This window comes from Vibrio sp. 1CM24A (genome assembly GCF_023161725.1).
In the GTDB taxonomy this organism is placed as follows: Bacteria; Pseudomonadota; Gammaproteobacteria; order Enterobacterales; family Vibrionaceae; genus Vibrio; species Vibrio coralliirubri.
The window spans coordinates 52,501-77,735 of the sequence record NZ_JALNTS010000002.1 but is presented as its reverse complement, the minus strand read 5'-3'; the positions used below and the strand labels follow the sequence as shown (position 1 = coordinate 77,735).

Here is a 25,235-nt window from a genome sequence, read left to right as displayed (position 1 = left end):
GAGCAAAGTATAACGAATTATCGTGTTGAAATTCGATAAGTGTGGGACAGAGGTAAGAATATCATTTTGTTTGCTCAGATCGCGGAGAAACTATTTACAATTGAATAACTAAACCGTTATCATTTTTCAGTTACCCTTTCTCCCATATTAGGCATCCAATGAACAACGATAAACGCCCTCTATATATCCCTTATGCTGGTCCTGCTCTACTAAGTACACCTCTTCTAAACAAAGGCAGCGCATTCTCTGCTGAAGAGCGCAGTTCTTTCAACCTTGAAGGTTTGTTACCGGAAACAACCGAAACAATCCAAGAGCAAGTAGGACGTGCATACAAACAATATTGTAACTTCGAAAGTGATATGGATAAGCATATCTACCTTCGTAACATCCAAGACACTAATGAAACGCTTTTTTATCGTTTAGTTCAAAACCACATCTCTGAAATGATGCCTATCATTTACACGCCAACGGTTGGCGCAGCATGTGAGAACTTCTCAAATATTTACCGTCGTGGCCGTGGTCTGTTTATCTCATACCCGAACCGCGATCGTATCGATGACCTACTGAATAATGCGACAAACCACAACGTTAAAGTTATCGTGGTTACGGATGGTGAGCGTATTCTTGGTTTGGGAGACCAAGGCATCGGTGGTATGGGTATTCCAATTGGTAAGCTAGCACTTTACACAGCGTGTGGCGGTATTAGCCCAGCTTACATGCTACCAATCGTGCTCGATGTGGGTACTAACAACCCTCAACGTCTTGCTGACCCAATGTACATGGGCTGGCGTCATCCTCGTATTACGGGTGCTGACTACGATGCATTCGTTGAAGAGTTCATCCAAGCGGTTCAACGCCGTTGGCCTGATGCATTAGTTCAGTTCGAAGATTTCGCACAAAAGAACGCAATGCCACTGCTTGAGCGCTACAAAGATCGCATCTGTTGTTTCAACGATGACATCCAAGGTACAGCTGCCGTAACGGTTGGTTCTCTACTTGCAGCATGTAAAGCAGCAAACAGCAAACTGTCAGATCAGCGTATTACCTTCTTAGGTGCGGGTTCTGCAGGTTGTGGTATTGCTGAAGCTATCATTGCTCAAATGGTGTCTGAAGGTATCAGCGATGCACAAGCTCGCTCTCAAGTTTACATGGTTGACCGTTGGGGTCTGCTACAAGAAGGCATGCAAAACTTGCTTGATTTCCAACAGCGTCTGGTTCAAACCAACGAAAACACCAAAGACTGGGAAAGCGACGGCACTGGTTTCTCTCTACTAGACGTTGTTCGCCACGCGAAACCAACCGTATTGGTTGGTGTATCTGGTGCTCCAGGTCTATTCAGTAAAGAAGTCATCAAAGAGATGAACCTACACTGTGAACGCCCTATCGTGTTCCCACTGTCAAACCCAACAAGCCGTGTTGAAGCAACACCAAACGACATCATTCGCTGGACTGATGGCCAAGCACTTGTTGCAACAGGTAGCCCATTTGAGCCAGTCGTTCACAACGGCACAACTTACCCAATTGCTCAGTGTAACAACAGCTACATCTTCCCAGGTATTGGCCTTGGTGTGTTGGCTGTAAATGCTTCACGCATCACTGACGAAATGCTAATGGAATCAAGCCGTGCACTTGCAACGTGTTCTCCACTAGCAATCAATGGCACAGGCGCTCTACTTCCACCATTGGAAGAGATCCACACGGTATCTAAGAAGATTGCTCTTGCTGTAGGTAAGAAGGCGATTGAACAGGGCGTTGCTCTAGAGATCACTGAAGAAGCACTTCAACAAGCAATTGACCAGCACTTCTGGCAGCCAGTTTACCGTCGCTACAAGCGTACTGCATTCTAATAGAGCGTACTTGTTCTCAAATACTACTCTTACAAGAGCCTCTGCAATCGCAGGGGCTTTTTTCTTTACACTGTCTTGTCTTTTTAACTGATTTTTCTCATTTTTATTTGGTATTATCGAGCACTCAAAAATTAATGCTCAGTCAAAGGACCATACCGAGAGTGAAATTTGATTCTCACATTATCCGTAGCTACATAAAAAAAGCTTACAAAAAACTGCAAGGTTTTCTGTTTGGCGCTTTCCTCGTGTTCTTAGTTGGCAGCGCTGCGGTTATTGCGATCGATTATTGGGTTTCATGGCAAGCGGAAGATCGCATCATCTACGATATTGATGACGTGCCCGAGCTTGAGGTCGCAGTTGTGCTTGGCACGAGCAAATATTTGGGTAGAACACTCAACGACTATTATAAGCATCGAATCGAAGCCGCGATTGAGCTGTTCGATCGTGAAAAAGTGGATCAATTTCTACTGAGTGGCGATAACGCTCATCGCTCTTACAATGAACCGTGGACAATGAAACGCGACTTGTTGAAAGCGGGTGTCCCCGATGAACGCATCAATCTAGATTACGCAGGTTTTAGAACCTTGGACTCGATTGTTCGCGCTAAAAAGATATTCGATACTGATAATTTTCTGATCATCACTCAGAAATTCCACTGTGAAAGAGCGCTCTTCATCGCCAATTCTTACGATATTCACGCGCAGTGTTTGGCCGTTTCAGGACCAACTCATCACTCGGGAAGCTCAATACGTTTACGTGAAGTGTTTGCACGTACCAAAGCATTCCTTGATCTGTATATTATGGGGACAACGCCAAAGTTCCTTGGACCTAAAGAGCCCATTCAACCGAGTCCAAAACCGGAATCATTTCCGATCCCAAACCCTATCACTGACCCCACTGTAAATCCTGTTGTAGACCCTGCAACAAGCCCGATTGCAGACCCAGCAGAGACCGATGTGTAGAAAACTACACATTTTGAATTTGTTGCCTCACACTTCCCCATTGTTAAGCAAAAACACACCAACACTCCTTTATTAACTTGAGTAACATTCTTCCAACAAAGTCTGACCCTACATCAAGCTATATACCTCGAAAATAATAAGCACAACTCAATGAAGTCGTGCACCAATACAACGAGGATAAACAAAAGGAGCGTCTTATGACGGCACTTGTTACTACACTGAAACACTGGTTGTTTACCCGCAACAGCATGATATTAATTGGTAATTTCACGCTATTTGCAGTTTTGCTCAATACCCTGCCATTCGAAGCGCAAGTGAATACAGGTTTAAGTATTCTCGTGTTCGTTGCCATTCTATGGTTAACAGAAGCTATCCACGTCAGCATCACCGCTTTGCTCGTTCCCCTATTGGCTGTCTTGTTTGGTGTATTCAACACGCCCGCAGCGCTGGCTAACTTTTCGAACCCAATCATCTTCTTATTCATGGGTGGCTTTGCGTTGGCAGCCGCACTGAACAAGCAAGAGCTAGATAAAGCGATAGCTGACAAGGTACTACTGATAGCAAAAGGCAGAATGTCGGTCGCTGTGTTCATGTTGTTCGGTGTGAGTGCGGGTCTATCCATGTGGATCTCAAACACAGCCACCACAGCAATGATGCTTCCTCTTGTTCTTGGCATCATGAACAAAGTTGACCAAAGTGAAGACCGCAACACCTACGTTTTCGTACTGTTGGGTATCGCTTACTGTGCTTCAATCGGTGGTATCGCAACCTTGGTTGGTAGCCCTCCAAACGCAATTGCGGCGGCAGAAGTTGGCTTGAGCTTCACAGAGTGGATGGCACTTGGCCTACCTATCTCAATGATCTTACTGCCAATCGCGATGATTATTCTTTACGTGATGACTAAGCCAAAACTTGACCACAAATTCGAGCTAGACCACGCTCCCGTTGAGTGGACAAACAGCAAGAAAATCACACTGTCTATCTTCCTTTTAACAGTAACGCTTTGGATATTCGGTAAACCAATCAACGCAATGATTGGCGGATTCTCTAAATTTGATAGCTTGGTCGCGATTGGCGCAATTGTACTGCTTGGCGCTTCTAGAGCGGTAGAATGGAAAGATGTTGAGAAGACAACGGACTGGGGTGTACTTATCCTGTTCGGCGGCGGTATCTGTTTAAGTAACATTCTGAAAGCGACAGGAACCAGCGTATTCCTAGCACACTCTCTAAGCGGATTTTTAGAAACAGCTGGCGTACTGCTTACGATTCTAGCCGTGGTAGCGTTTGTGGTATTCCTAACGGAATTTGCGAGTAACACAGCGAGTGCGGCATTGCTTGTCCCTGTATTTGCGACCATTGCTGAAGCGCTGGGTATGTCTCCGGTTATCTTGTCTGCACTGATTGCGGTTGCTGCATCTTGTGCCTTCATGCTACCGGTAGCGACACCACCTAACGCAATTGTGTTTGGCTCGGGTCACATCAAGCAGAAAGAGATGATGCGAATCGGTATGGTGTTGAACCTAGTTTGTATCCTAGTTCTGACTCTGTTCGCTTGGATCTTCTGGTAAACACTAACGTTCTATAAGCGCATGCTTACAGGAATGCTCCCCTAAACTGGTTGAACTTCCCCCGGTTCAACCAGTACAAAAATGCCCGATCAGTTTGAATCTATCAGTCAACTGAACGGGCACATAAAAACAAGAAACGCTTTTCCCTTTTGGTGGCCCCGCGCCACCTTTTTTGTTTTTGGCTATTCGCTAAAGCAAACAACTCATCGCTCCTCAGAACAACAGCGTTAAATTGCGCTTGGCACCAAACGCGTCCAACCTAGCAACAACATAGAAGCACACAATACCCACACTAAAGTCGCTAACGAGAGCGTCGATACCAAGTTATAGCGATAACTGAACACGTACACTGCACCAAGATAAGCGGCGTATGGCACAAGCGAAAACAGACCAAACAGCGCTGTGGTGCGCAACTCCACCATGGTTTGTTCCGTGCCAACAATGTAGTGAGCAATCAGAGCAAAGGTCGGAAACAGCGGCACTAAACCAGAGATGTAAAAACTCTTACTCTTCGACAATAGTGCAATCAACAAAACCGCCGCGGCACCCAGCAGACATTTAAAGAACAGTGAGATCATTTTTTATACGTTATCCAAGCAAACCAACAAAGGCTCTAAAGGGTAAACTCATCGAGCAGCCATAAAAACGCCACACGTCACATATGCACGTGTGGCTTATAAACTCATCAAAACAATTTTCAGATTAGTGACTCAAGATCACCTGATTTCGACCTGAATGCTTTGCTTGATATAAAGCTTCATCAGCGCGAGCAATGGTCTCTGTCACTCGCTCTTGCTTCATCTCGGCAACACCAATACTGCATGTCAGTGGATCGCCATGAACCCAGAGGTGTTGGCTGACTAAAAGTCGGATTTTCTCGGCCTTTCTTTGTGCTTCGCCAAGATCAGTCTCAGGGCAAAAAACAATGAACTCTTCACCACCCCACCTCACCAACTTGTCAGTAGCGCTGATCGAACTGCCCACCACCATGCTGAACTCACGTAGAATATGGTCACCCATTTGGTGTCCGTACTTGTCATTTACGCTCTTGAAGTAGTCGATATCGAGATACAACATGCTCAGCTTGCCATGCCCTTGCTTCACATGTTGTGACTGCATTTTCAACCAATCACGAATCGCGTGGCGGTTTAGTATTCCGGTTAATTCATCGCGATGGGCCTTTTCAGAGAACTCAAAATTTTGTTCTCTCAATGCTCGGTTGACGTTCTTTAGATGGTTGTGTCTCTTTTCAACAATCACCATGCGTTTCCTAGAACGGTGCAATTCTGAAATCAAGAACACGGTGCCCGTCCCCACCCAAACAAACAGTAAAATAAGGAACAAGCTCTCGCCTGTGATGTAAGAGCCTTCAAACTCGATGCTACGGATAACGATTCTATGATGGCCAAGCTTCGCACCAGATGCGGTAGCAAACTCAACCATATTCACATTCGAATACTCGGGTGCTGAGTGCTCTAGCGCAATGTCGTTATCAGCTAACCACCATGTCATTACTTGCAGGTTTTTGATCGGAATCTCAATCACACCACCATCAACGCCCGGAGAAAACTCCATCCCGTTGTACTTATGTGTGTACTCGTTATCCGGAACTGAATAAGCAGGGTTATAGTTACGTAGGTAGGTTCTCAAACGGCCGCTTGAGTCAGCCTCAGCATGGTAATCGATGTTCACTCTAAAAGTGTGATACTGGGAAAGGTCAAGACCTGTGGTTATATCTGGATCGATACGAATCGATAAGCCGCAGTAAGGCCAAGGATACTCTGATTCCTTTAGCTCACAGTTAAGAACATATTGGCCATTTTCATAGGATAATTGAGAGGTACTGACACCCCTGTCAACTTGATCGCTGGTCGCGATAAACTCATATTTATCTGGCGTAATTGCCGTTATCACACGATTTCCGCTCACACGGTAATACTGCACAATGGCAAGTGTTGCGATAACTAGAAAGATAACAATCTTATGGATCCACTTCACGTCTAAGCTTCCGGCTTATATCCCTAGAGTTGGGATTTCATGATAAAAAATAACCTGAGTGGATTAGTGATATTGATACCAATAATCCACTAAAAAGCGTTATATCACGCCCGGACAAAATGTCATACCATAATTTAAACTGAGTGTTTACCATCAATTATCCATCGCAATAATCGAGCAATATTGCGTATAAATGCAGACTCTATTTGTTATACTCATCGCAAATCATCGTTAACCGTATCGCCTGTTCACAAGGCGAGCGAGTGGACGAAATAATAATCAAAATACAACGAGTAATGTCATGTCTTTATTAGCAAAAGGAACACTCAAGAAAATGAGTGCTTCCCTTGATGGTGCGGTTACTTACCGTTTACCTGTAGGTGAAGAGTTTGTAGAGCTAAACCCTCTGATTGGTAAAACCATCAACCTCACCCATACCGGCAATATTTTTTGTTGTTCGTGTGGTAAGAAAACTAAGAAAAGCTACTCTCAAGGCCACTGCTTTGTGTGCATGAAAAAGCTAGCAAGCTGCGACATGTGCATCATGAAACCAGAGACGTGCCATTACGATGAAGGCACTTGTCGTGAGCCTCAATGGGGCGAAGAGAACTGCATGGTTGATCACTTCGTTTACCTATCGAACACATCAAGCCTAAAAGTAGGTATCACTCGTCATACTCAAATCCCTACCCGTTGGATTGACCAAGGCGCGACTCAAGGTTTGCCTATATTGAAGGTAAAAACACGTCAGATTTCTGGCCTGATCGAAGTTGAATTAGCAAAGCACATTGCTGACAAAACCAACTGGCGCACGCTGCTAAAAGGCGACGGCGACGACATCGAGTTGGTAGAAAAAGCCAAAGAACTGTTGCCATTGGTTGAGGATAAAATCCAAGAGATCAGAGCAAAATTTGGTGACGATGCGATCGAAATTCTAAGTGAGAACATCACTTCATTGAGCTACCCCGTTGAACAGCACCCTGTGAAGATTGTATCGCACAACTTTGATAAGAACCCTGAGGTGACCGGTGTACTTCAAGGCATTAAAGGCCAATACCTTATCTTGGATACTGGTGTGATTAACATCCGTAAATTCGGTTCTTACGAAGTTGAGGTTTCTGCTTAATCAGCTGAGCGCCATCACAAGTGAGATACAAAAATGCCCTGACGCTTTAGCTTCAGGGCATCTTTCATTTCAGATGAGACGATCAGCTTTAATAAAGCAACGTACAAATACTAGAGCGCAACCACATCTCCGTCGACACAATTCTTGCCATTGGCTTTCGCGCGATAGAGAGACTGATCGGTTAAATTCACGAGTGCGTCAATAGTGACACCGTCTTCACAAGCTCGACTATCACTGATTCCGATACTGACACTCGAATTAAATCGAACCTGTTCATCAATTTTGAACTCAACGTGATGGAACTGTTGGCGAATCTCTTCTGACACCTCGTATGCTAGTTCAAGAGACGCATTTGGGATAAAGATAATGAACTCTTCACCACCCCAACGGCCTGCGACTCCACCCACTCTATCGGCATTGCGCTTGGCAATATTAGCCAAAGCACAAATGACCTCATCACCGACCATATGACCGTAAGTGTCATTAATCGACTTAAAATCATCGATATCCAACAACATACACACAAGGTAATTTTCAGAGATAATATGCTCTCTTAGCCATTCATAAATAGCCCTACGATTGAGCAAATCCGTCATTTCATCGTAATTAGCTTGGTGAACCAACTGCTTTTCCAACATCACCTTTTGCGTCACATCTTCGAGCACAACCTGAACCGCAGGCTGACCTTTCCACGTAATCGCATTGTCGTAAATATTGAAAAATCGATGCACACCGTCAAACCCAATGTTTTCGACCACAGTGCTCGTTCCAGACAACTCACCAGACATAAGCGCATGATAGTGCTTGCTGATGCCATCGGTATTCTGTTTTGGTACCAATTCAAGGATAGAGTCCAACTCTAATACTTGCTCGATGGAAGCCGCGCCTTGCATGTTGACCCAAGATTGATTGACCATCAGCGGTTTGAAATCTCGGTGAACCAAGATGCCCTGCCCAGATTGCATGATCATGTCGTGATACATCTTATCTTGCTCACGCACCGCATTTTGCAGCTGAATCGCAGGGGAAAGATCGATCACCGTGACTTGCAGTGCAGGCCTTCCCTGCCACTCCGTCACATGGTCGATAGAAAACACGGTGAACTCTCTGCCATTACGATCAACATTGGTATAGGTGTGAACCTGAGGGTCGCGTTGACCACTGACCGTTTCAAGGTAATTTTGATAGGCGAGAACATGATAATCTTCTGAGATTAGATCTAGAAAGCTATCGATATTAGAAAGTAGTTCTTCGGGCGATTGGTATCCATAGATGCGAGCATAGTTAGCGTCAACACTAACTACATTCATATCTTGAATAGTTATTACACCGTACGTGGATTCGAAATTTATTGAAGACATTGCCAACTCCGCACTCTAGCTACACTTCATAAACTGGAGCATAACAACACATCCTGCCAACGCTTCCACAGAATCTATCACGCGTTAGGGACATTAATATAGTATCTAGTATATCGTACTGTTGCGGGCTTCTCTACAATTCAATCGCTAACACCAGTTATCAAAAGTAGACAAGTATCTCAATCCTATTACGCGCGTCAAAAAACAAAAAAAGATAACGTATATCTATGTAAGTATTAGCTTTTCTTTTTTCGACCTTAAAGTAGGGAGCTAGCGCTAATCACGACTCTTTTCAAACCCGTTCATTATTCACTTCTATCTTGTTGGCTGTTCGCTTGAAAGCTAGTCGATTATTCATTCCAATCCGAAAAATAAGCGACTAAGAAGTCAATTGCTAGCCGTGCTCTCTGGGGTAAAAAACGACGATTTTGATATACGACCCAACTGCTGGTTCCTGCTCCCCAATACTCTTCAAGCACCGGGACAAGCTTTCCATTAGTCAGACCGCCATTGAAACTGCTTTTGGGAAGGTAGACAACACCAAGTCCCTCTTCACATGCTTTCAGTACTGCGCTCGAATTGTTACTGCGCCAGCGCCCATGCACTCGCACTGCATTTAACGGTTTGCCCTCTTTCTCAAATAGCCACTGATCACTGTTTGCGATAATACAGCTGTGCATTTTCAACTGCTCTGGATGAGTTGGCGTACCAAATTGTTCTATGTAGTCCTTACTGGCTGCGGCCGCCATTGGGCGATCGACGAGCTTTCTTGCCACCAAACCCGAATCGTCCAATCGGCCGTAACGAATGGCGAAGTCGATACCATCTTCGATGAAGTTAACCATCTTGGTATTGAAGTTCATCTCGATGGTGAGCTCAGGATGATCTTTGGCAAATTCCATCAACGCCGCAGCGACATGATTCTCAGCAAAAGCGCCCGCAGCACTGACGCGTAATGTACCGCTAAGTTGAGTTTGTTGAGAAGTCACTTGTTCGTTCGCTTGCTGAAGCCCAATAACCAAGTCTTTGCACTGCTGATAATAGGTGTGACCCGATTCAGTTAGGCTTACCATTCGTGTAGAGCGTGCAAGCAACGCCACACCCACTCTCTCTTCTAACCTTGAAACTTGGCGGCTGACATGGCTGGTACTGCAACCCAGTTGTTTTGCTGCTGCAGAAAAGCCATGACACTCAGCTACCGCAACAAACTCATTAATCCCTTCAAAGCTGTCCATACTTCACCTGTTTACATCTAACGAATTCACACCCGACTAATTCTCATTCGATTATTGCTATATAGCAATAATGTTTTGTCTATTCGGCATATTATCACTCAAATGGTTTACTCCTAGTATTACAGGTAACGAAACAGCGGCATCTCTATTAAAAAAAACTGATGTCTGTATTAAGAACGCGGATGTCTAAACAACGACGCTGAAACCAAGCAAACATGCTCAAAGGGACGAATCATGAAAAAAATACTAATACCTGTAACTAACCACGCAACACTAGGCGATACAGACCAAGCGAACGGGACTTACGCGCCTGAACTGACTCATGCTCTGAAAGAGATCTTGGCTGCGGGTTTTGAGTACGACATCGCTTCTATCAAGGGTGGTAAAGGCCCGTTGTACGGAACCGATATTGAAGGGGATTCAGTAAACGCGGAGATCTTGGCTGATGATGATTTCCAAAACCGCATCAACAATACGATTCCTGTAAGCCAAATTAATGCAGAAAGCTACGATGCTATCTTCTACCCAGGCGGGTTCGGCTTGCTTTCAGACCTAGCAACTAACGAGCAATTCGCTGCTATTGCGGCTAAGCATTATGAAGATGGTGGTGTGATTGCATCAGTATGTCACGGCCCTGCGGCGCTGCTTCCGATTGTTTTAAGCAACGGCGAGAAGCTACTAAGCTCTAAATCGGTGACTGGCTTTACACGTGAAGAAGAGATCGACTTTGGCACCATCAATGACATTCCATTCTTATTGGAAGAATCTCTTGCTCGTAGCGCAGCGCGTTTCAACAAGGTTCAACCTTGGCATGAGCTTGTAATTGTTGATGAGCGAGTGATTACCGGTCAGAACCCAACCAGTGCGCACGCAGTAGGTGCAGCTCTCGTTAAGCAATTGTCTTAGTTAAATCACGGACTTTTTCGATTAGCGATTAGCGGCTTTAGTCTTAGTAGACTTTGCTAAACAGATATAAGTTCATGGAACAAAAAGAGCATACTTCCTACTCAATATTATTGAGAGAAGTATGCTCTTTTCTAATTCTGTCGCTATTAAGTGCCTGTGACTTCTTGCTAATTACTTCTGCTAGCGGCTTCGTAAGATCCCTTCAAGCACATTGAACAACAAGTCTATCTCTTCAATCGAGTTGTAATGCATACAACCAATACGAACCACGCCCTGCTCTTCAATACCCAACTGCTTCACCAAACCTAATGCGTAGAAATGTCCATTCCACACACAGATATTATGTTCACCCAGCTTCTTAGCGATGAACTCTGGAGAATGGTCATCGAAGGTAATCGCAAAGGTTGGAGTTCTTAGATTCGAATCAAACTCGGTTTTTCCGTAAAGCTTTGCCCCTTCAAGATCGGACAAGCGTTTAAGAAAGTACTCACTGAGTTGGCTCTCGTGCTTGTTATACAGCGCGTAGCTTTGCTCTAAACGAGAACGCAATGAATCGGCGGGATCACCTAACTGCGCCAAGTAATCTACCGCCGCAATCACACCGGCAAGGCCTTCAAAACTTTGCGTACCTGTCTCAAAACGACCTGGGCCGATATTGGTTGCAGGCTCTACCTTGTAAGGCTTTAAAGTATGCAGCCATTGAGGCGCAACATAAGCAATACCCACATGCGGGCCGAAAAACTTATAAGCTGAACACACTAAGAAATCGCAATTCAGTTGCTGTACATCAATCAAGTGGTGTGGCGCGTAATGCACGGCATCGACATAAACCTGAGCACCATGCTGATGTGCAAGTTCGATCACTTTTGCCATGTCGACAATCGAGCCTGTGGTGTTCGAAGCAAATGTCACCGCAACAAGCTTGGTTTTCTCGTTAAGCAGCGACTCAAAATGCGCCATATCCAAACTGCAATCCGACTCGTCTACTCGAACTTGGCGAACAATCGCGCCTTTGTCGTCTGCCGCTTGCTGCCAGCTCGATACATTCGAATAATGATCTAAAGCCGTGACGATAACTTCATCGCCCTCTTTCCAATCACGGCTGATCGCTCGGCTCAGTTGGAAGGTCAACGATGTCATGTTCGCGCCGAACACAACATTGCCAGAAGACTCCGCATTAAGCAGGGCTTGCGCCGCTTCTCGCGCTTGCTGCATTAAGCTTGTGGTCTTTTGGCTAGAAAAATAGTGTCCGCCTAGGTTTGAATTGAAATGCCCTAAGTATTCGGTCATTGAAGCTAAAACATTCTCAGGTACCTGAGAGCCACCCGGACCATCAAAGAAAGTGACCGGCTTGCCATTATGATATTGGCCTAACGCGCTAAACTGTTGGCGCACATCATTAAGAGTGAAGGACATTACGCGCATCCTTAGCCGTTAGAACAAACACATCCATATAGCCCATCTCATCGTGGTCTATGGTACGAATCGGTTGTGCATTGTGCCAAAGCTTACTATCAGCAAGCATTGCCACTTCGCCATCGCCTAGCACTTTTCTAAAGAATGGCGCTTCATGTGAGTCTTGATACAGCATAATTTCACCACCCACAATGTTATGTCGGTTCACTCCGATCAAAGCGATGTGGTCAAAACCGTCTTGGTGAACACCTTCTGGTGCAACCTGAGTTTCTTCAAAAATTGCGGCGATGCGGATTTGATGGATTTCGATTTCTTGTCCGTCTTCAAGCCCATTGGTTTCAATAAACAGTTCACACATCTCTTGCATGCCTTCGCTGCTTAGAATTTGTGCTTCAATCGGCTCGAACTGACGAACAACGTCACCTTGAAAGTGATTAATGTCTTCAGACTGAACAAAGTTATGTTTGTCTAGCTCAACGACTTGTCCATTACTGAATTCAACCACTGAGTACCTTCTCAATCGGAACTGGCCATCTGCATGCTCTGTACTTGGTAGCTTAGAGAATGATGGTGACAACTCCTTAACCGCGTGGTTACTGAGGTGGGTAATATGTAGGGTATTTTCGTGAGCATGTAACATCATCGACTCCTTAATGATTGTTAATTAACTTTCGACATTTAACGTTTTGTTTACATAAAGGATACTTGAAGATCTTGCCAAATCAACATTAAACAATCATTTATCCCGTCAAATTTAATAATTCAGACACTAAATCCAACCGAGAAATAAAAAGCAGTGTATAACACCAGAATAAAAGATGACCAACTCTTAAAACTAGCACACTCCACTAGCTAGTTATAAATCCCTACAAATTTAAATTTAACGATATTATTAACTAGCAAGCCAGATTTCATATTGTGTCAGCCCTTTCCCTTTAATACGCCAGCCTTCTTGCCTGAGTTCAGGCATTACACTCGCCATCATTCATTTCTATGCTTTTGCATAACGAAATACGACCTACCTATCAATTGGCAAGCTATTGATTATTTACACAACAAACTGAAATTGGTTAATTTATGAGTACGCCAGAAACCAAACGCCTTTGCTTGCGCGTCTGGAACAGGTCGAGTTCGGGGGGAACTCGGCCGCCCTCAAAGGTTTGCTTCTTTTTAAAGTAACGACTTTACCGACCTTTTAGTCACGCGAATACTTAACTTTGAATGATGTGGACCTAATTCGAATTGATGATGCGTTTTATGTAGATTGCTTGAAATGAAATATTACGCAGTGGATTTACTTAGTATTTTCTGTAACCTAAACGACGTCTGTGATACCGGTTACAACAACGAACATGGCTTTAAGATCATCGGTGAAACTATAACGCCTGTATTTAATTGCGGCTCTTCCATAATTAACAACTCATGGTTATGTAAAGGGAACGCAAAGAAATCGCTTATTAACCAAAAAGATTATACGCTTTTTGCTAACACGTTATAGCATCATTATTACGCAGCACTTTTAGATCTTTCGCACTAAGAGTTGACCGTTTTTTAACACTGATAGCAGCAAATCCCCGTGATATATCACAGGGATTAATTCGAACAAGTTCCCGTGCCTAAGTAGCTAAACCATAGATTCAGATAACACTGTAAAATGAACAAAAAGCTTGAGTGCTAGTTCATAATTAGTGATTTCTGCTGTTCCTTAGCTTGTTTGCTTTTGCCATCGCCTTTGGAGAAATTAAATCCAAATAGTACTTGTAGAGATATGCGAACGAATACTTCTTACGATGCCCAGCAATATAAGTAACGAAGATAATCCCATTCAACTTTAAATCTTCTTCGAACTCTGTCACTGAAGTCGAGCTTAACTCAGGATGATTTCGACGAACACACTCAACTAACTCTTCAAAGTCATGCTGTTCAAGAGATGAACACTTTAACCACGTTGGAACAAGATTATTTCGGATATCGCCAACAAAATGTCTAATGAGTTCATTACCCGTTTCTTTAGCTAAATCATTAAAGTAGTTATCGACAGCTTGTGAACGAACGAATTTATTATCACAATACTTAACACTTAAAATTGAACCAGCTCTCTTCTTGCCGCCATCTTTTTTCTGCTCCTCTATTGCGAGTCGAATCAAATCCAAGAAGGGTCTTAAACTAACTGTTTTATCTGCGTTCTTAAGATTGTTATAGAGTTCATCATATGCGTTTGTATAGCTGTAGGAAGATGCCCCAAAGAAAGATTCAACTAATGGCTTCAACGTAAACTCATCCGCTGGCAATTGATTAAATTGATTTGCTCGCTTAAGCTTTTTGACTACATTTTGTTCAATGAAATTATGGGGTAGGTTTTTCCTCAAATATTCAATAAAATCATCATTAGAAACTGAGAAAATAACTTTAAACAGGAACGCATACATCTCACCTTGAGACCACTCAAGATTAATTATTTGATTAGAAAGAGAGTTTTTATTTGTTATATTACCAAGCTTATTAAATAGATCACGTCTTAAAAACAGTTTTGGCTGAATTCTACTCCACGTATTAGACTGGCAGAGCCTAATTAGAGGTGATATACCATTATCCCAATCAATAGGTTTAACAACAAAGTCAAGCTGGTCAAACGTAATAATTAACCGCTCGTCTTTCGACTTCAACATATTATCAATATTAGTTAAAGATGCCTCTATTTCATTGAACTTCTCTCTTGACTCAATAATATCAATAAATTTCTGAGCTGAGCTCGAATCATCCTTAATTTCAAAATAGAGCTGGTGATCTGCCATATTGTATTTGTTAGCGATAGATAACCAAATGTAAGTAACCCACAGTTTCCTGACGCGACTCTCATTTTCAAGAATATCATCAAAGCTTGTACTGAAATTTATGAAACCAGATTTAACATTTGAATTCGGCTCAGAAATTATATTTTGAACAGAAAATTTTAGGTGTTTTTTCTCTGCTCTTTTAGTTAAAACTTCAAAAAAACTTTTCTCTTGCAGGGCCTTATAAAACGCAGTTTTACCCGTACCTTTACCACCTAAAAGGATTTTATACTCAGGTAAAAATAAGTCCTGCATACATTGTCTAATAAAGAACTTGTTTCTGTAAAACTCTTCAGTATACTTTTCTTGTTCGGCATACTGCTGAGGGAAATTATCCACTAACTTGCCTAGAATTCTATTTTGTAATAAATAGTCATCGTTAGTATCAGTGTCACTTAAGACAACTTGATTTTTTAGCGTTTCTTTTTGTTCAACTGGTGGTAATTCTTCAATGACCTCTTCAACTTCAATCTCTTTTTCAGATTCGATGCTATTTTTCATTAACTCAGTAGATAAATAGTCAAAAAATGGGAAATAGAAGGAAGAACGATCAGAAGTGAAAAATTGTACATCATCTAAACTTTCAGAATCCGTACCAATTAACTCCAGTTCACTAGCTCTTTGAAAGTGAAATATTGGAATATTAAGTTCCGACTCTAACAGATTTTCTACCTTTGTTCTAAATGCGCTGACACGCCTTGGTATAGATGAAGATACGATAGAAAAAACTAAACATAACTTAGCTTGTAAATTCTCATCGTTAAGTTGATCGAGCAACATACTCAACCCAGGCTCATTTTGGTGGTCATCTCCAGCTATACCAACAATAGTGTGTGACAGTTGGGACAAAGCACCGAATACGTTGTTAAAACCAGTCCTAGAGTCTACTAATATTACATCTGGTTCATAGTTCTTTTCTATGTCTTGAAAAATATTATTAAATTCATTTAATAATGCGTTGGGGCCGTTCATATCAACCCTAGCAAGCCCTTCCAGATAGTGAGATATGTCAGCCCCAAAAACATTGCCTGCAGGCATCATATTTATGCGACCCTCACCACTATAAGCTGAAGACACTTCATACACATAGTCTTCATTTAAGTTAATACTAGAGTCAAACTTCTTATCATTGATATACTCGACAATACCATTTTTAGGGTTATCAAACTGAGAGACACCAAAAAAATTAATTAAACCGGGCGCTTCAAAGTCACAATCAAGAACAAATACTTTTTTTCCCAAGTTTGCATAGTATCTAGCAAATAAAGCAATAGATGTCGTTCTGCCAACACCGCCTTTATAACTATAAAATGTAACCACATTAGGTCTTAATTCTTGGCATTGTTTTTTAGGCTCTATCAAATTGTGTAACGAACGCCTAACGCCGTAATTAATTTTAACACCATCTTCGAATAAATATGAATAGTCTTCACTATTCTTTTCTAAATTTGATATAAATTCAAACCTAACATCATATTTATCTATGTATTCTGAACCTATTCCCATATCAGATACAGATTTAATTGTATCACTAACAATATACGCATTAATTCTTTGACTTAACGTTAGTTCAACTTTAAAATCGGAAATTGAGCTTGTTGAAATCAGTAACTCTAATTCCATAGCTAACTTATCAATTATCGAGAAAGACTTTAACATATCAACCTATCTTAGATCTCTTCGGATTATAGAGAATATTTGTTTTGCATAATTGTAAAATTCAATAACATGCTCTTTATTGTCACTGTGTCTAAATTGTTGCGGGATGTCATCACAACAATATCGAACAGTAGCATCCCAATTGCTATATAAATTTTTTACCGGTTGTGCGATACCCGATTTGTTATCGATAAGAACGATACTACCGGCATATAACATTTTAAAGACATCTTCATATTTATCGTATCTATGGTGCTTAATCTCTCTTCCAAACTTTACCGTATCGGTATTGAGCTGTTTGACACAAGCTGTTTTATCGTACCCTAGTGATACATAGATACCATACTTAATGGAACATTCAATTACATAACCTGAAATATAGTACAAATTCAATGTGAGTAACTTTATACTGCTTTGATTTTCTACCAATGAATCATCAAGCGCAGCTAAAGAATCGTTGATCACTTCACATGTCTTTAAATGCTTTCCCGCACTCTTTAAAAATTCTTCGTATACCAACCTGAGACTCCATTATTGACATAACAGTTTAACCAACTTCATAGTATCACTATTCTCGATGTATTAATATGCACAACATGCTGATTTAATGACACTTTTATCAACATCAACAAGCCAAATATTATCATTTTAGCCTTGCATAGGTATTGCCAAATCGCTTTGCAGATGCCAAAACGTACAGTCTCCGTCAAAGTCAATTTCAACATCATTTAGCGGCAGACATAGCTAACAGAATATAATTTCACCTACATGCAATACCCGTTATCGTTACCCCATGCTCTCCCCCAAAGCCTTTACGTGTTTTCACTGATCTTCCAGCCACGAAAACGTTTGTCTCCATTAAGTTCTAAACTATAACGATTAATTACACTTCAGCCCTTGTTTAACCTTTTATTGCCTCCATATTTTCCATACAATCCTAAGCGATTATAAATAAAAACAATTTCAATTTCGGAGTCCTCATGAGCGACGTAAAGCACTGTAATTTATTGATTCTTGGTTCTGGCCCTGCTGGCTATACAGCTGCAGTTTACGCTGCTCGTGCAAACCTAAACCCAGTACTGGTTACCGGTATGCAGCAAGGTGGTCAGCTTACAACCACGACAGAAGTGGAAAACTGGCCGGGTGATGCTGAAGGTTTAACGGGTCCAGCACTGATGGATCGCATGAAAGAGCACGCTGAGCGCTTTGAAACAGAGATCCTGTTCGACCACATTAACGAAGTCGACCTTTCTAACCGCCCTTTCCGTCTTAAAGGCGATTCTGGCGAGTACACGTGTGATGCGTTGATCATCTCAACGGGTGCATCAGCTAAGTACCTAGGTTTAGATTCTGAAGAAGCATTCAAAGGCCGTGGCGTTTCTGCTTGTGCTACATGTGATGGTTTCTTCTACCGCAACCAGAAAGTCGCGGTTGTGGGTGGTGGTAACACGGCGGTTGAAGAAGCACTTTACCTATCTAACATCGCGTCTGAAGTTCATCTAGTTCACCGTCGTGACACGTTCCGCGCTGAAAAGATTCTAGTGAAGCGTTTAATGGACAAAGTAGAGAACGGCAACATTGTTCTTCACACTGATCGCACGCTAGACGAAGTTCTGGGCGACGACATGGGCGTAACTGGCGTTCGTATTAAAGATACTCAGTCTGACAAGACAGAAGACATCGAAGTAATGGGCGCATTCATTGCTATCGGTCACCAACCAAACACTGAAATCTTCAAAGGCCAAGTGGATATGAAAGATGACTACATCATCGTTCAGTCGGGCCTTGAAGGTAACGCAACACAAACCAGCATCCCAGGCGTATTCGCTGCAGGTGATGTAATGGACCACAACTACCGCCAAGCAATTACTTCTGCAGGCACAGGTTGTATGGCTGCATTGGATGCTGAACGCTTCCTAGATGGTCTTAACGATAAGTAAATCTGAGATTGCAGATTTGATTATCGGGGCTCTCGCCTCAGTAGATGCAGGGCATCATCACAATTTGTTGTAAATCCCTAGAGCCCAGCGGTATATCCACTGGGCTTTCTTTTGTATACTACCCGCCCTCAACAAATAATAATTATCATTAAGCCTTCATAATGGATAAGAAAAAACAACGCAGCTTGAACAAGTGGCTTAAGCAACAGAGTAAGTTAGCGAAACGCTGGCTTATGATTGCGATTAGCCTTGGCGTACTTTCAAGCGTGTTTTTAATTGCTCAAGCAGCTCTTCTCGCCTCTATTCTTCACCAGCTGATCATCGAAAATGTCGATAAATCTGAACTGGTTGGTCATTTCGCAGGCTTGGCATTATCGGTCGTTGGCCGTGCTGGCTGTACATGGGGACGTGAAATCGCAGGTTATCGCTGTGGTGAACAGATCCGTGTCTACATCAGGCAGCTCATCCTTGATAAGTTACGTGAGTTAGGCCCTGCTTATATCAAAGGCAAACCTGCGGGTACGTGGGCAACCCTGTTGCTAGAACAAGTAGAAGACATGCAAGACTTCTTCTCTCGTTACTTACCTCAAATGTCTTTATCGGTAATGATTCCATTCATTATTTTGGTTGTGGTGTTCCCAGTTAACTGGGCAGCAGGACTGATCTTCTTGATTACTGCTCCACTGGTACCGATGTTCATGGCACTTGTTGGTATGAAAGCAGCCGATGCAAACCGTAAAAACTTCAAAGCACTGCAACGTCTTTCTGGTCACTTTTACGACCGTTTGCAGTCAATGACAACCATCCGTCTATTTGACCGCACAAACGCTGAAACAGAGGTACTTAAAGGTGCATCTGAAGTGTTCAGAACGCGTACCATGGATGTGTTGAAAATCGCTTTCTTGTCTTCTGCTGTACTTGAGTTCTTCACGTCGATCTCTATCGCAATGACAGCGGTTTACTTTGGTTTCACCTACATCGGTGAGCTTAACTTCGGCCACTACGGCGCTGGCATTACGCTATTCGCAGGTTTGTTTATCCTTATCTTGGCGCCAGAGTTTTACCAACCTCTGCGTGATTTAGGTACTTTCTACCATGCGAAGCAACAAGCGGTTGGCGCAGCCGAAAGTATTGTCGAGTTCCTAGAAACAGATATCACTAAGGTTAAATCAGGCGACACTCAGCTCGACCCGGCTCAAGGCATCAATATTGAAGCTCAAGATCTCAAAGTGTTAAGCCCTGAGGGTGTTCAATTAGTTGGCCCTATCTCGTTTGCACTGAACACTCGCCAATCGACTGCGTTAGTTGGCCCAAGTGGTGCGGGTAAAACGAGTTTGATCAACGCTATTCTTGGTTTCATGCCTTATGAAGGAAGCTTGAAAATCAATGGAATTGAACTGCGTGACCTAGACTTAGCCTCTTGGCGTAAAACGATTAGCTGGGTTGGTCAAAACCCGTTGCTACTGCACGGTACGATTCGTGACAACGTCACTCTAGGTAAGCACGATATCACTGACCAAGTTGTCGAGAATGCACTTGAGCAGTCTTTTGCTAACGAATTCGTAACTGAGCACGGCTTGGATTACATGATTTCTGATCGCTCTGGCGGTCTGTCTGTTGGTCAATCTCAGCGTTTGGCTCTGGCTCGCGCAATGATTCAAGACGGCCAGTTCTGGTTGCTCGATGAACCAACAGCTAGCCTAGATACTCGTAGCGAACAGTTGGTAATGAAAGGCATCAATAGCAACATCGAAAGCCGCACTGCCCTACTTGTGACGCACCAACTTGCCCCGCTTAAATCGGTCGATAACATTCTGGTTATGCGCGATGGTGGTCTGGTTGAACAAGGTCATTACTCTCAGCTTTCGACTGCGGGTGGTTTATTCGAAGAGATGCTTAACGCGAACTTAGCTCAACAAGATAATAAGGGTAATTTAGATGCGTGATTTACTGCCTTACCTGAAACTCTATAAAAAGCATTGGTTTGGCCTATCGCTAGGCATGCTATTGGCTTTTGCTACTCTGTCGGCTTCTATCGGCTTGTTAACGCTATCAGGTTGGTTCATTTCAGCTTCTGCGGTTGCTGGCCTTACGATTGCGCGTGAAACCTTCAACTACATGCTACCGGGTGGTGGTGTACGTGGTTTGGCAATGAGCCGAACAGCGGGTCGTTGGGGTGAACGTGTTGTTAGCCACAATGCGACATTCAAACTGTTAACTGATCTGCGTATCTTCTTCTTCAAGAAGCTGGCTCCGCTCATCCCAGGTCGTATCTCAAACCTTCGTGACGCTGACCTACTGAACCGTTTGGTTGCTGATGTCGATGCCATGGACCACGTGTACTTGCGCTTAGTAAGCCCAGTGACGGTGGGTGTGTTCGGGATCTTCTTCCTGACTCTGTTCTTGATGTGGTTCGATAGCTCACTAGGTTTAATCTTAGGTTCTATCCTTCTTATCATGCTGTTGGTTTGGCCAATCTTGTTCTACAAATTGGGTAAACGTAACGGTGGTGAACTGACACAAAACAAAGCGGATCTTCGTGTAACGACGCTAGATTGGATTGAAGGCTACAGCGAACTGACTCTGTTTGGTGCTGAAGAGCGTTACCGTAATGCGATTCTAGAAACGCAACGCAAGCTGATGGCGAATCAGTTTGTGAACGCTAACCTAACCGGTATGGCTTCAGCAGCGCTAATGCTGTTCAACGGTTTGACGCTTGTTCTTATGCTTTGGCTTGCGGCTGACGGCGTGGGTGGTAATGCACCAGACCCGTTCATCGCGCTAATGGCATTCGCAACCATGGCAAGTTTTGAACTGTTGATGCCTATCGCAGGCGCGTTCCAGCATTTGGGTCAAACTCTGTCTTCTGCTCGTCGCTTGAACGAAGTGATTCTGTCGGAGCCTGAAGTTCAGTTTGCTGAAGAGAAGCTCGACATCAACAAGCCACTTGATATTACGTTCTCAAACGTGACGTTCAACTACCCTGACTCTGAGCGCAATGTTCTGAACGCTGTCGACCTGACAATCCCTGCAACGAACAAGGTTGCGATTGTGGGTCAAACGGGTTCTGGTAAATCAACTCTGATTCAACTTCTGACTCGCTACTGGGATCCTAAGAAGGGTTACATCTCAATCGCGGGCATTGAACTGACGCAGTGGAATGAATCACAGCTTCGTGAATCAATCAGTGTGGTAAGCCAACGTGTCGACATTCTAAATGGTACTTTGCGTGACAACTTGTTGATTGCAAGACCAGAAGCAACCGATGATCACTTAGCGAATATCCTAAGAGATGTTGGCCTTGAAAAGCTGCTTGAGAATAACGCACTTGATAGCTGGTTAGGTGACGGTGGTCGTCAACTGTCTGGTGGTGAGAAGCGCCGTATTGGTATCGCACGTGCGATTCTTCATGATGCTCCTATCCTGCTTCTAGATGAGCCAACAGAAGGCTTAGATAAGCAAACCGAGCAGAGCATCATGACGCTGTTCGAGAAGCACTTCGAAGGCAAGACGGTTATCTTCATTACACACCGTTTGATTGGTCTGGAATCGATGGATTCTATCGTTCTGATTGAACAAGGCGAGATTGTTGAAAACGGCTCTCATGAGAAGCTGTTAAACGAAGAAGGACGTTACTTCCAACTTCGTCAGGCAATCTAGCTCCTTCATAAGTTATAAAGAAAACCATTCAAAGCCCGAGTTTATGCTCGGGCTTTTTGTTTGTCTGTGATTCTAGTATCGAGCAACCATTCCCCCTAAACAGTTGTTCATGTGCTGATTAGTTTTGCCCTTTCCTAAAAAAACTTACCATTTAAAAAGCAACTAGTTGCGCATAATTCAAGTCGTAGCACATTACTATGATCATCTTTCTATGATAATACGTATCGATCAACCTCATGGAATAACCTCCCCCTACAATAATGGAGAACAGTGTATGTCTTTACGATTAATCGCAACAACGATAGCGCTTGTAGGTGCTAGTTTTACCGCTCAAGCGAGCTCGGAATGTGAAGTATCGATTGATGCTAGTGATCAAATGAAATTTTCAACTGACACATTAAGCGTTCCAGCGAGCTGTAAAGAAGTGAAGCTGACGCTAAACCATACTGGTTCTATGCCAGCCCAATCAATGGGTCACAACGTCGTTATAACAGACACTGCGTCGCTACAAGCGGTGGGGATCGATGGTATGTCGGCAGGTATCGACAATAACTACGTAAAACCTGACGACAGCCGCGTTTACGCCTTCACTCGTGTTATCGGTGGTGGCGAGTCAACCTCAATCACTTTCAGCACAGAGAAAATGACAGCCGGTGGCGATTACTCTTTCCTATGTTCATTCCCGGGCCACTGGGCAATCATGAAGGGCAAGTTTGAGTTTAAATAACTCGTTAGTCTAGATTGTACAGATACATCAAAGCCCCAACCAAGGTCGGGGCTTTGTTATATTGGCTTCGCTTACAGCTTAAAGCGGCTGATTTCGCTTTCCAGCTCGTGAGACAGCTCAGAAAGTTGTGCAGCTTGCTCTGCAGCTTGGTGTGCTTCGTCTGCTAGCTCGTTAGATACGTCACGGATTCCTTCAGTGTTACGAGTAATCTCAGACGTTACTGACGCTTGCTCTTCTGCAGCAGAAGCAATCTGTGTTGCCATGTCGCTGATGCGTTCAACAGCAGCATGGATTTGCGTTAGGCTTGCAGCCGCTGAGTTCGCGTCATCAACACTGGTTTCAGCAAGAGTACGGCTATCGTTCATGATGTTAACCGCTTTGCCTGTTGTACCTTGTAGCAACTCAATCGTTTGTTGAATTTCTTGCGTTGAACCGTGTGTTCGTTGACTCAGAACTCGAACTTCATCCGCTACTACTGCGAAACCACGACCTTGCTCACCGGCACGTGCAGCTTCAATAGCGGCGTTAAGTGCAAGTAGGTTCGTTTGTTCTGCAATACCTTGAATGTTAGACAAGATAGCGTTGATGCTGTTGCCGTGCTCTTCAAGCTCTAGAATCACGTTGGTTGCGATTTGAACTTCTTGAGCAAGGTTTTGGATAGAGCTTTGAGTCTGTGTTACTTGACCAGTACCGTGCTCACACGCGCCAACCGCTTCAGATGAGTTCTGTGCAGTGTGGTCTGCGTTACCTGCGATCTCTTGTGTTGCTGCAGCCATTTCGTTAACGGCTGTTGCTACCATGTTGATCTCGTCTTGTTGCATTTGGATACGAGCACTACGTTCTTCAGCTTGAGAAGCCGTTTGACGTGCTTGGTTGCCCAGCGCAGCAGATACTTCGCTTAGCTTGATCACCATGGTGTGCATGTTGCCCACAAAACGGTTGAAGTTTGCAGCAAGCTGACCAATTTCGTCATCGCTCTTAGGCTCAAGACGTTGAGTAAGGTCGCCCTCACCTGAAGCAATTTCTTCAAGTGCTGCTGAAACGCGGTTTAGGTCGCGGAATAGGAAGCTTACTAACCAAGACACAAGTACGATTACGATGAGCGTAATAATGACAGCAGTGATGATCAGCTGAGTAAGTAGCGTTGAGTGGTTCGCTTCTTCTGTTGCTTTGTCCATCTGAACCGCGAAGATCCAGTTAGTGTTAGGCACCTTCGTGAAGTAAAGCAGCTTGTCAGCGCCACGTTCTTTGATGATCTCGATGCTACCCGTACGCACTGCGTTTTCGATGATAGGCATAGAAATATCGTTTGAAAGCTGGCTTACAGGCTTCAAGCTTAGTGCTGAATCTGGGTGTGCTAGGAATGTGCCGTCAGAGGCATCAATTAGCATTGCGTAAGCGTTGTCACCAACATCAAGGCTGATTACATCGTTAACCAATTGGTCGATAAGTACGTCTGCACCAACAACACCAACAAGTTGGCCGTTGTGGCGAACAGGTTCTGCGATCGTTACTAGCAGTGCTTTGGTGATTGCATCTTGGTAAGCCGTAGTAATGATTTGCTTACCTGCAGCGTTTGCTTCTTGGTACCAAGGACGTTGACGAGGATCGTAATCTGCACGATTACGTTCAGGATGTGAACGGTACATTCCACCTTCTGGAGTACCTAAAAAGATATCGTCAAAGCCACCCGCTACACGAGCTTGTCTAAGGAAAGGGACAACATCACCTTCTCGTGAAAACTCATTAAATGCTGATGCGATATCAGTACGGATATCAATCCAGTTTTTTATACCTTCAGATGCTGCTTCAGATACGCTTTCAGCTCGTAGGTATACGCCATTACGAGTCTGTTCAAATAATTGGTTTGCTGATAACCAAGTCAACGCTGTAGCCATAACGACAACAGCAGATAGGCTAGCACCTATCAACTTCTGCTTTAATGTTAGTTTCATGTCAAAGTTTCACGAGTGGTGGGAAATCCCGCGCATACTAC

18 protein-coding genes are annotated in these 25,235 nt (G+C 43.5%); 9 read left to right on the top strand and 9 right to left on the bottom strand.

All coding sequences use genetic code 11. The features are described 5' to 3' along the window. Nucleotides 1–158 precede the first annotated feature (158 nt). From MSG38_RS04420 to MSG38_RS04410, 3 genes are all read left to right on the top strand, one after another. Nucleotides 159–1,847: an NAD-dependent malic enzyme gene (locus MSG38_RS04420; protein ID WP_019821850.1), complete on the top strand. Its 1,689-nt coding sequence runs from the start codon at nt 159–161 to the stop codon at nt 1,845–1,847. 161 nt (nt 1,848–2,008) lie between these two features. Next, the gene (locus MSG38_RS04415) at nt 2,009–2,809 is read left to right on the top strand and encodes an ElyC/SanA/YdcF family protein (RefSeq protein WP_248401128.1); all 801 of its coding nucleotides are present in this window, start codon (nt 2,009–2,011) and stop codon (nt 2,807–2,809) included. Between the two features lie 197 nt (nt 2,810–3,006). Further along, nucleotides 3,007–4,377 carry a DASS family sodium-coupled anion symporter gene (locus tag MSG38_RS04410; RefSeq protein ID WP_048607137.1) on the top strand — a complete coding sequence of 457 codons (1,371 nt, stop codon included), beginning with the start codon at nt 3,007–3,009 and terminating at the stop codon, nt 4,375–4,377. A 227-nt stretch (nt 4,378–4,604) separates the two neighbouring features. Here MSG38_RS04410 and MSG38_RS04405 read toward each other — a convergent pair whose 3' ends face one another. Further along, nucleotides 4,605–4,955 carry a GlpM family protein gene (locus MSG38_RS04405; protein ID WP_048607138.1) on the bottom strand — a complete coding sequence of 117 codons (351 nt, stop codon included), beginning with the start codon at nt 4,953–4,955 and terminating at the stop codon, nt 4,605–4,607. Nucleotides 4,956–5,079: 124 nt separating this feature from the next. After that, entirely contained in the window at nt 5,080–6,375 is a 1,296-nt protein-coding gene (locus tag MSG38_RS04400; RefSeq protein WP_248401126.1) for a GGDEF domain-containing protein, read from the bottom strand. 301 nt (nt 6,376–6,676) lie between these two features. Here MSG38_RS04400 and MSG38_RS04395 point away from each other — a divergent pair, with 301 nt between their 5' ends. Next, nucleotides 6,677–7,501 (top strand): DUF2797 domain-containing protein, encoded by an 825-nt coding sequence (locus tag MSG38_RS04395; RefSeq protein WP_248401124.1) that lies wholly within the window; start codon nt 6,677–6,679, stop codon nt 7,499–7,501. A 110-nt stretch (nt 7,502–7,611) separates the two neighbouring features. Here MSG38_RS04395 and MSG38_RS04390 read toward each other — a convergent pair whose 3' ends face one another. Continuing rightward, nucleotides 7,612–8,862, bottom strand: coding sequence for a sensor domain-containing diguanylate cyclase (locus MSG38_RS04390; protein WP_248401123.1), 1,251 nt, complete (start codon nt 8,860–8,862; stop codon nt 7,612–7,614). Nucleotides 8,863–9,212: 350 nt separating this feature from the next. Further along, nucleotides 9,213–10,097, bottom strand: coding sequence for a LysR family transcriptional regulator (locus MSG38_RS04385; protein WP_050052967.1), 885 nt, complete (start codon nt 10,095–10,097; stop codon nt 9,213–9,215). A gap of 234 nt (nt 10,098–10,331) precedes the next feature. On the opposite strand from MSG38_RS04385, the gene MSG38_RS04380 reads away from it, so the two are divergent. After that, complete coding sequence (locus MSG38_RS04380) at nt 10,332–11,003, top strand: type 1 glutamine amidotransferase domain-containing protein (RefSeq protein WP_248401122.1); 672 nt, start codon at nt 10,332–10,334, stop codon at nt 11,001–11,003. 180 nt (nt 11,004–11,183) lie between these two features. Here the strand turns inward: MSG38_RS04380 and MSG38_RS04375 are convergent, their stop codons facing one another. The 4 genes from MSG38_RS04375 to MSG38_RS04360 all read right to left on the bottom strand — a co-directional run bounded on the left by MSG38_RS04375 (nt 11,184) and on the right by MSG38_RS04360 (nt 17,431). Next, nucleotides 11,184–12,419 carry a cysteine desulfurase-like protein gene (locus MSG38_RS04375; RefSeq protein WP_248401120.1) on the bottom strand — a complete coding sequence of 412 codons (1,236 nt, stop codon included), beginning with the start codon at nt 12,417–12,419 and terminating at the stop codon, nt 11,184–11,186. Next, entirely contained in the window at nt 12,403–13,059 is a 657-nt protein-coding gene (locus MSG38_RS04370; protein ID WP_248401462.1) for a 2OG-Fe dioxygenase family protein, read from the bottom strand. Before MSG38_RS04370 ends, MSG38_RS04375 begins: the two co-directional genes overlap by 17 nt. 1,045 nt (nt 13,060–14,104) lie before the next feature. Beyond that, nucleotides 14,105–16,912, bottom strand: coding sequence for an AAA family ATPase (locus MSG38_RS04365; RefSeq protein ID WP_248401119.1), 2,808 nt, complete (start codon nt 16,910–16,912; stop codon nt 14,105–14,107). Nucleotides 16,913–16,918: 6 nt separating this feature from the next. Then, nucleotides 16,919–17,431 carry a hypothetical protein gene (locus tag MSG38_RS04360; RefSeq protein ID WP_248401118.1) on the bottom strand — a complete coding sequence of 171 codons (513 nt, stop codon included), beginning with the start codon at nt 17,429–17,431 and terminating at the stop codon, nt 16,919–16,921. A 461-nt stretch (nt 17,432–17,892) separates the two neighbouring features. Between MSG38_RS04360 and trxB the strand changes: the two genes are divergently transcribed. From trxB to azu, 4 genes are all read left to right on the top strand, one after another. Beyond that, the gene (trxB, locus tag MSG38_RS04355) at nt 17,893–18,852 is read left to right on the top strand and encodes a thioredoxin-disulfide reductase (RefSeq protein ID WP_004733400.1); all 960 of its coding nucleotides are present in this window, start codon (nt 17,893–17,895) and stop codon (nt 18,850–18,852) included. A gap of 161 nt (nt 18,853–19,013) precedes the next feature. Continuing rightward, a complete protein-coding gene (gene cydD, locus MSG38_RS04350; RefSeq protein ID WP_248401116.1) occupies nt 19,014–20,798 on the top strand; it encodes a cysteine/glutathione ABC transporter permease/ATP-binding protein CydD in 1,785 nt (594 codons plus the stop codon). Next, on the top strand, nt 20,791–22,512 hold the full coding sequence (gene cydC / locus MSG38_RS04345) for a cysteine/glutathione ABC transporter ATP-binding protein/permease CydC (RefSeq protein ID WP_050646072.1): 1,722 nt from the start codon (nt 20,791–20,793) through the stop codon (nt 22,510–22,512). The genes cydD and cydC overlap by 8 nt, the downstream gene beginning before the upstream one ends. A gap of 274 nt (nt 22,513–22,786) precedes the next feature. Beyond that, a complete protein-coding gene (gene azu / locus MSG38_RS04340) occupies nt 22,787–23,239 on the top strand; it encodes an azurin (RefSeq protein WP_017063577.1) in 453 nt (150 codons plus the stop codon). Between the two features lie 71 nt (nt 23,240–23,310). Here the strand turns inward: azu and MSG38_RS04335 are convergent, their stop codons facing one another. Next, nucleotides 23,311–25,194 (bottom strand): methyl-accepting chemotaxis protein, encoded by a 1,884-nt coding sequence (locus MSG38_RS04335; RefSeq protein WP_048613181.1) that lies wholly within the window; start codon nt 25,192–25,194, stop codon nt 23,311–23,313. Nucleotides 25,195–25,235: the final 41 nt, after the last annotated feature.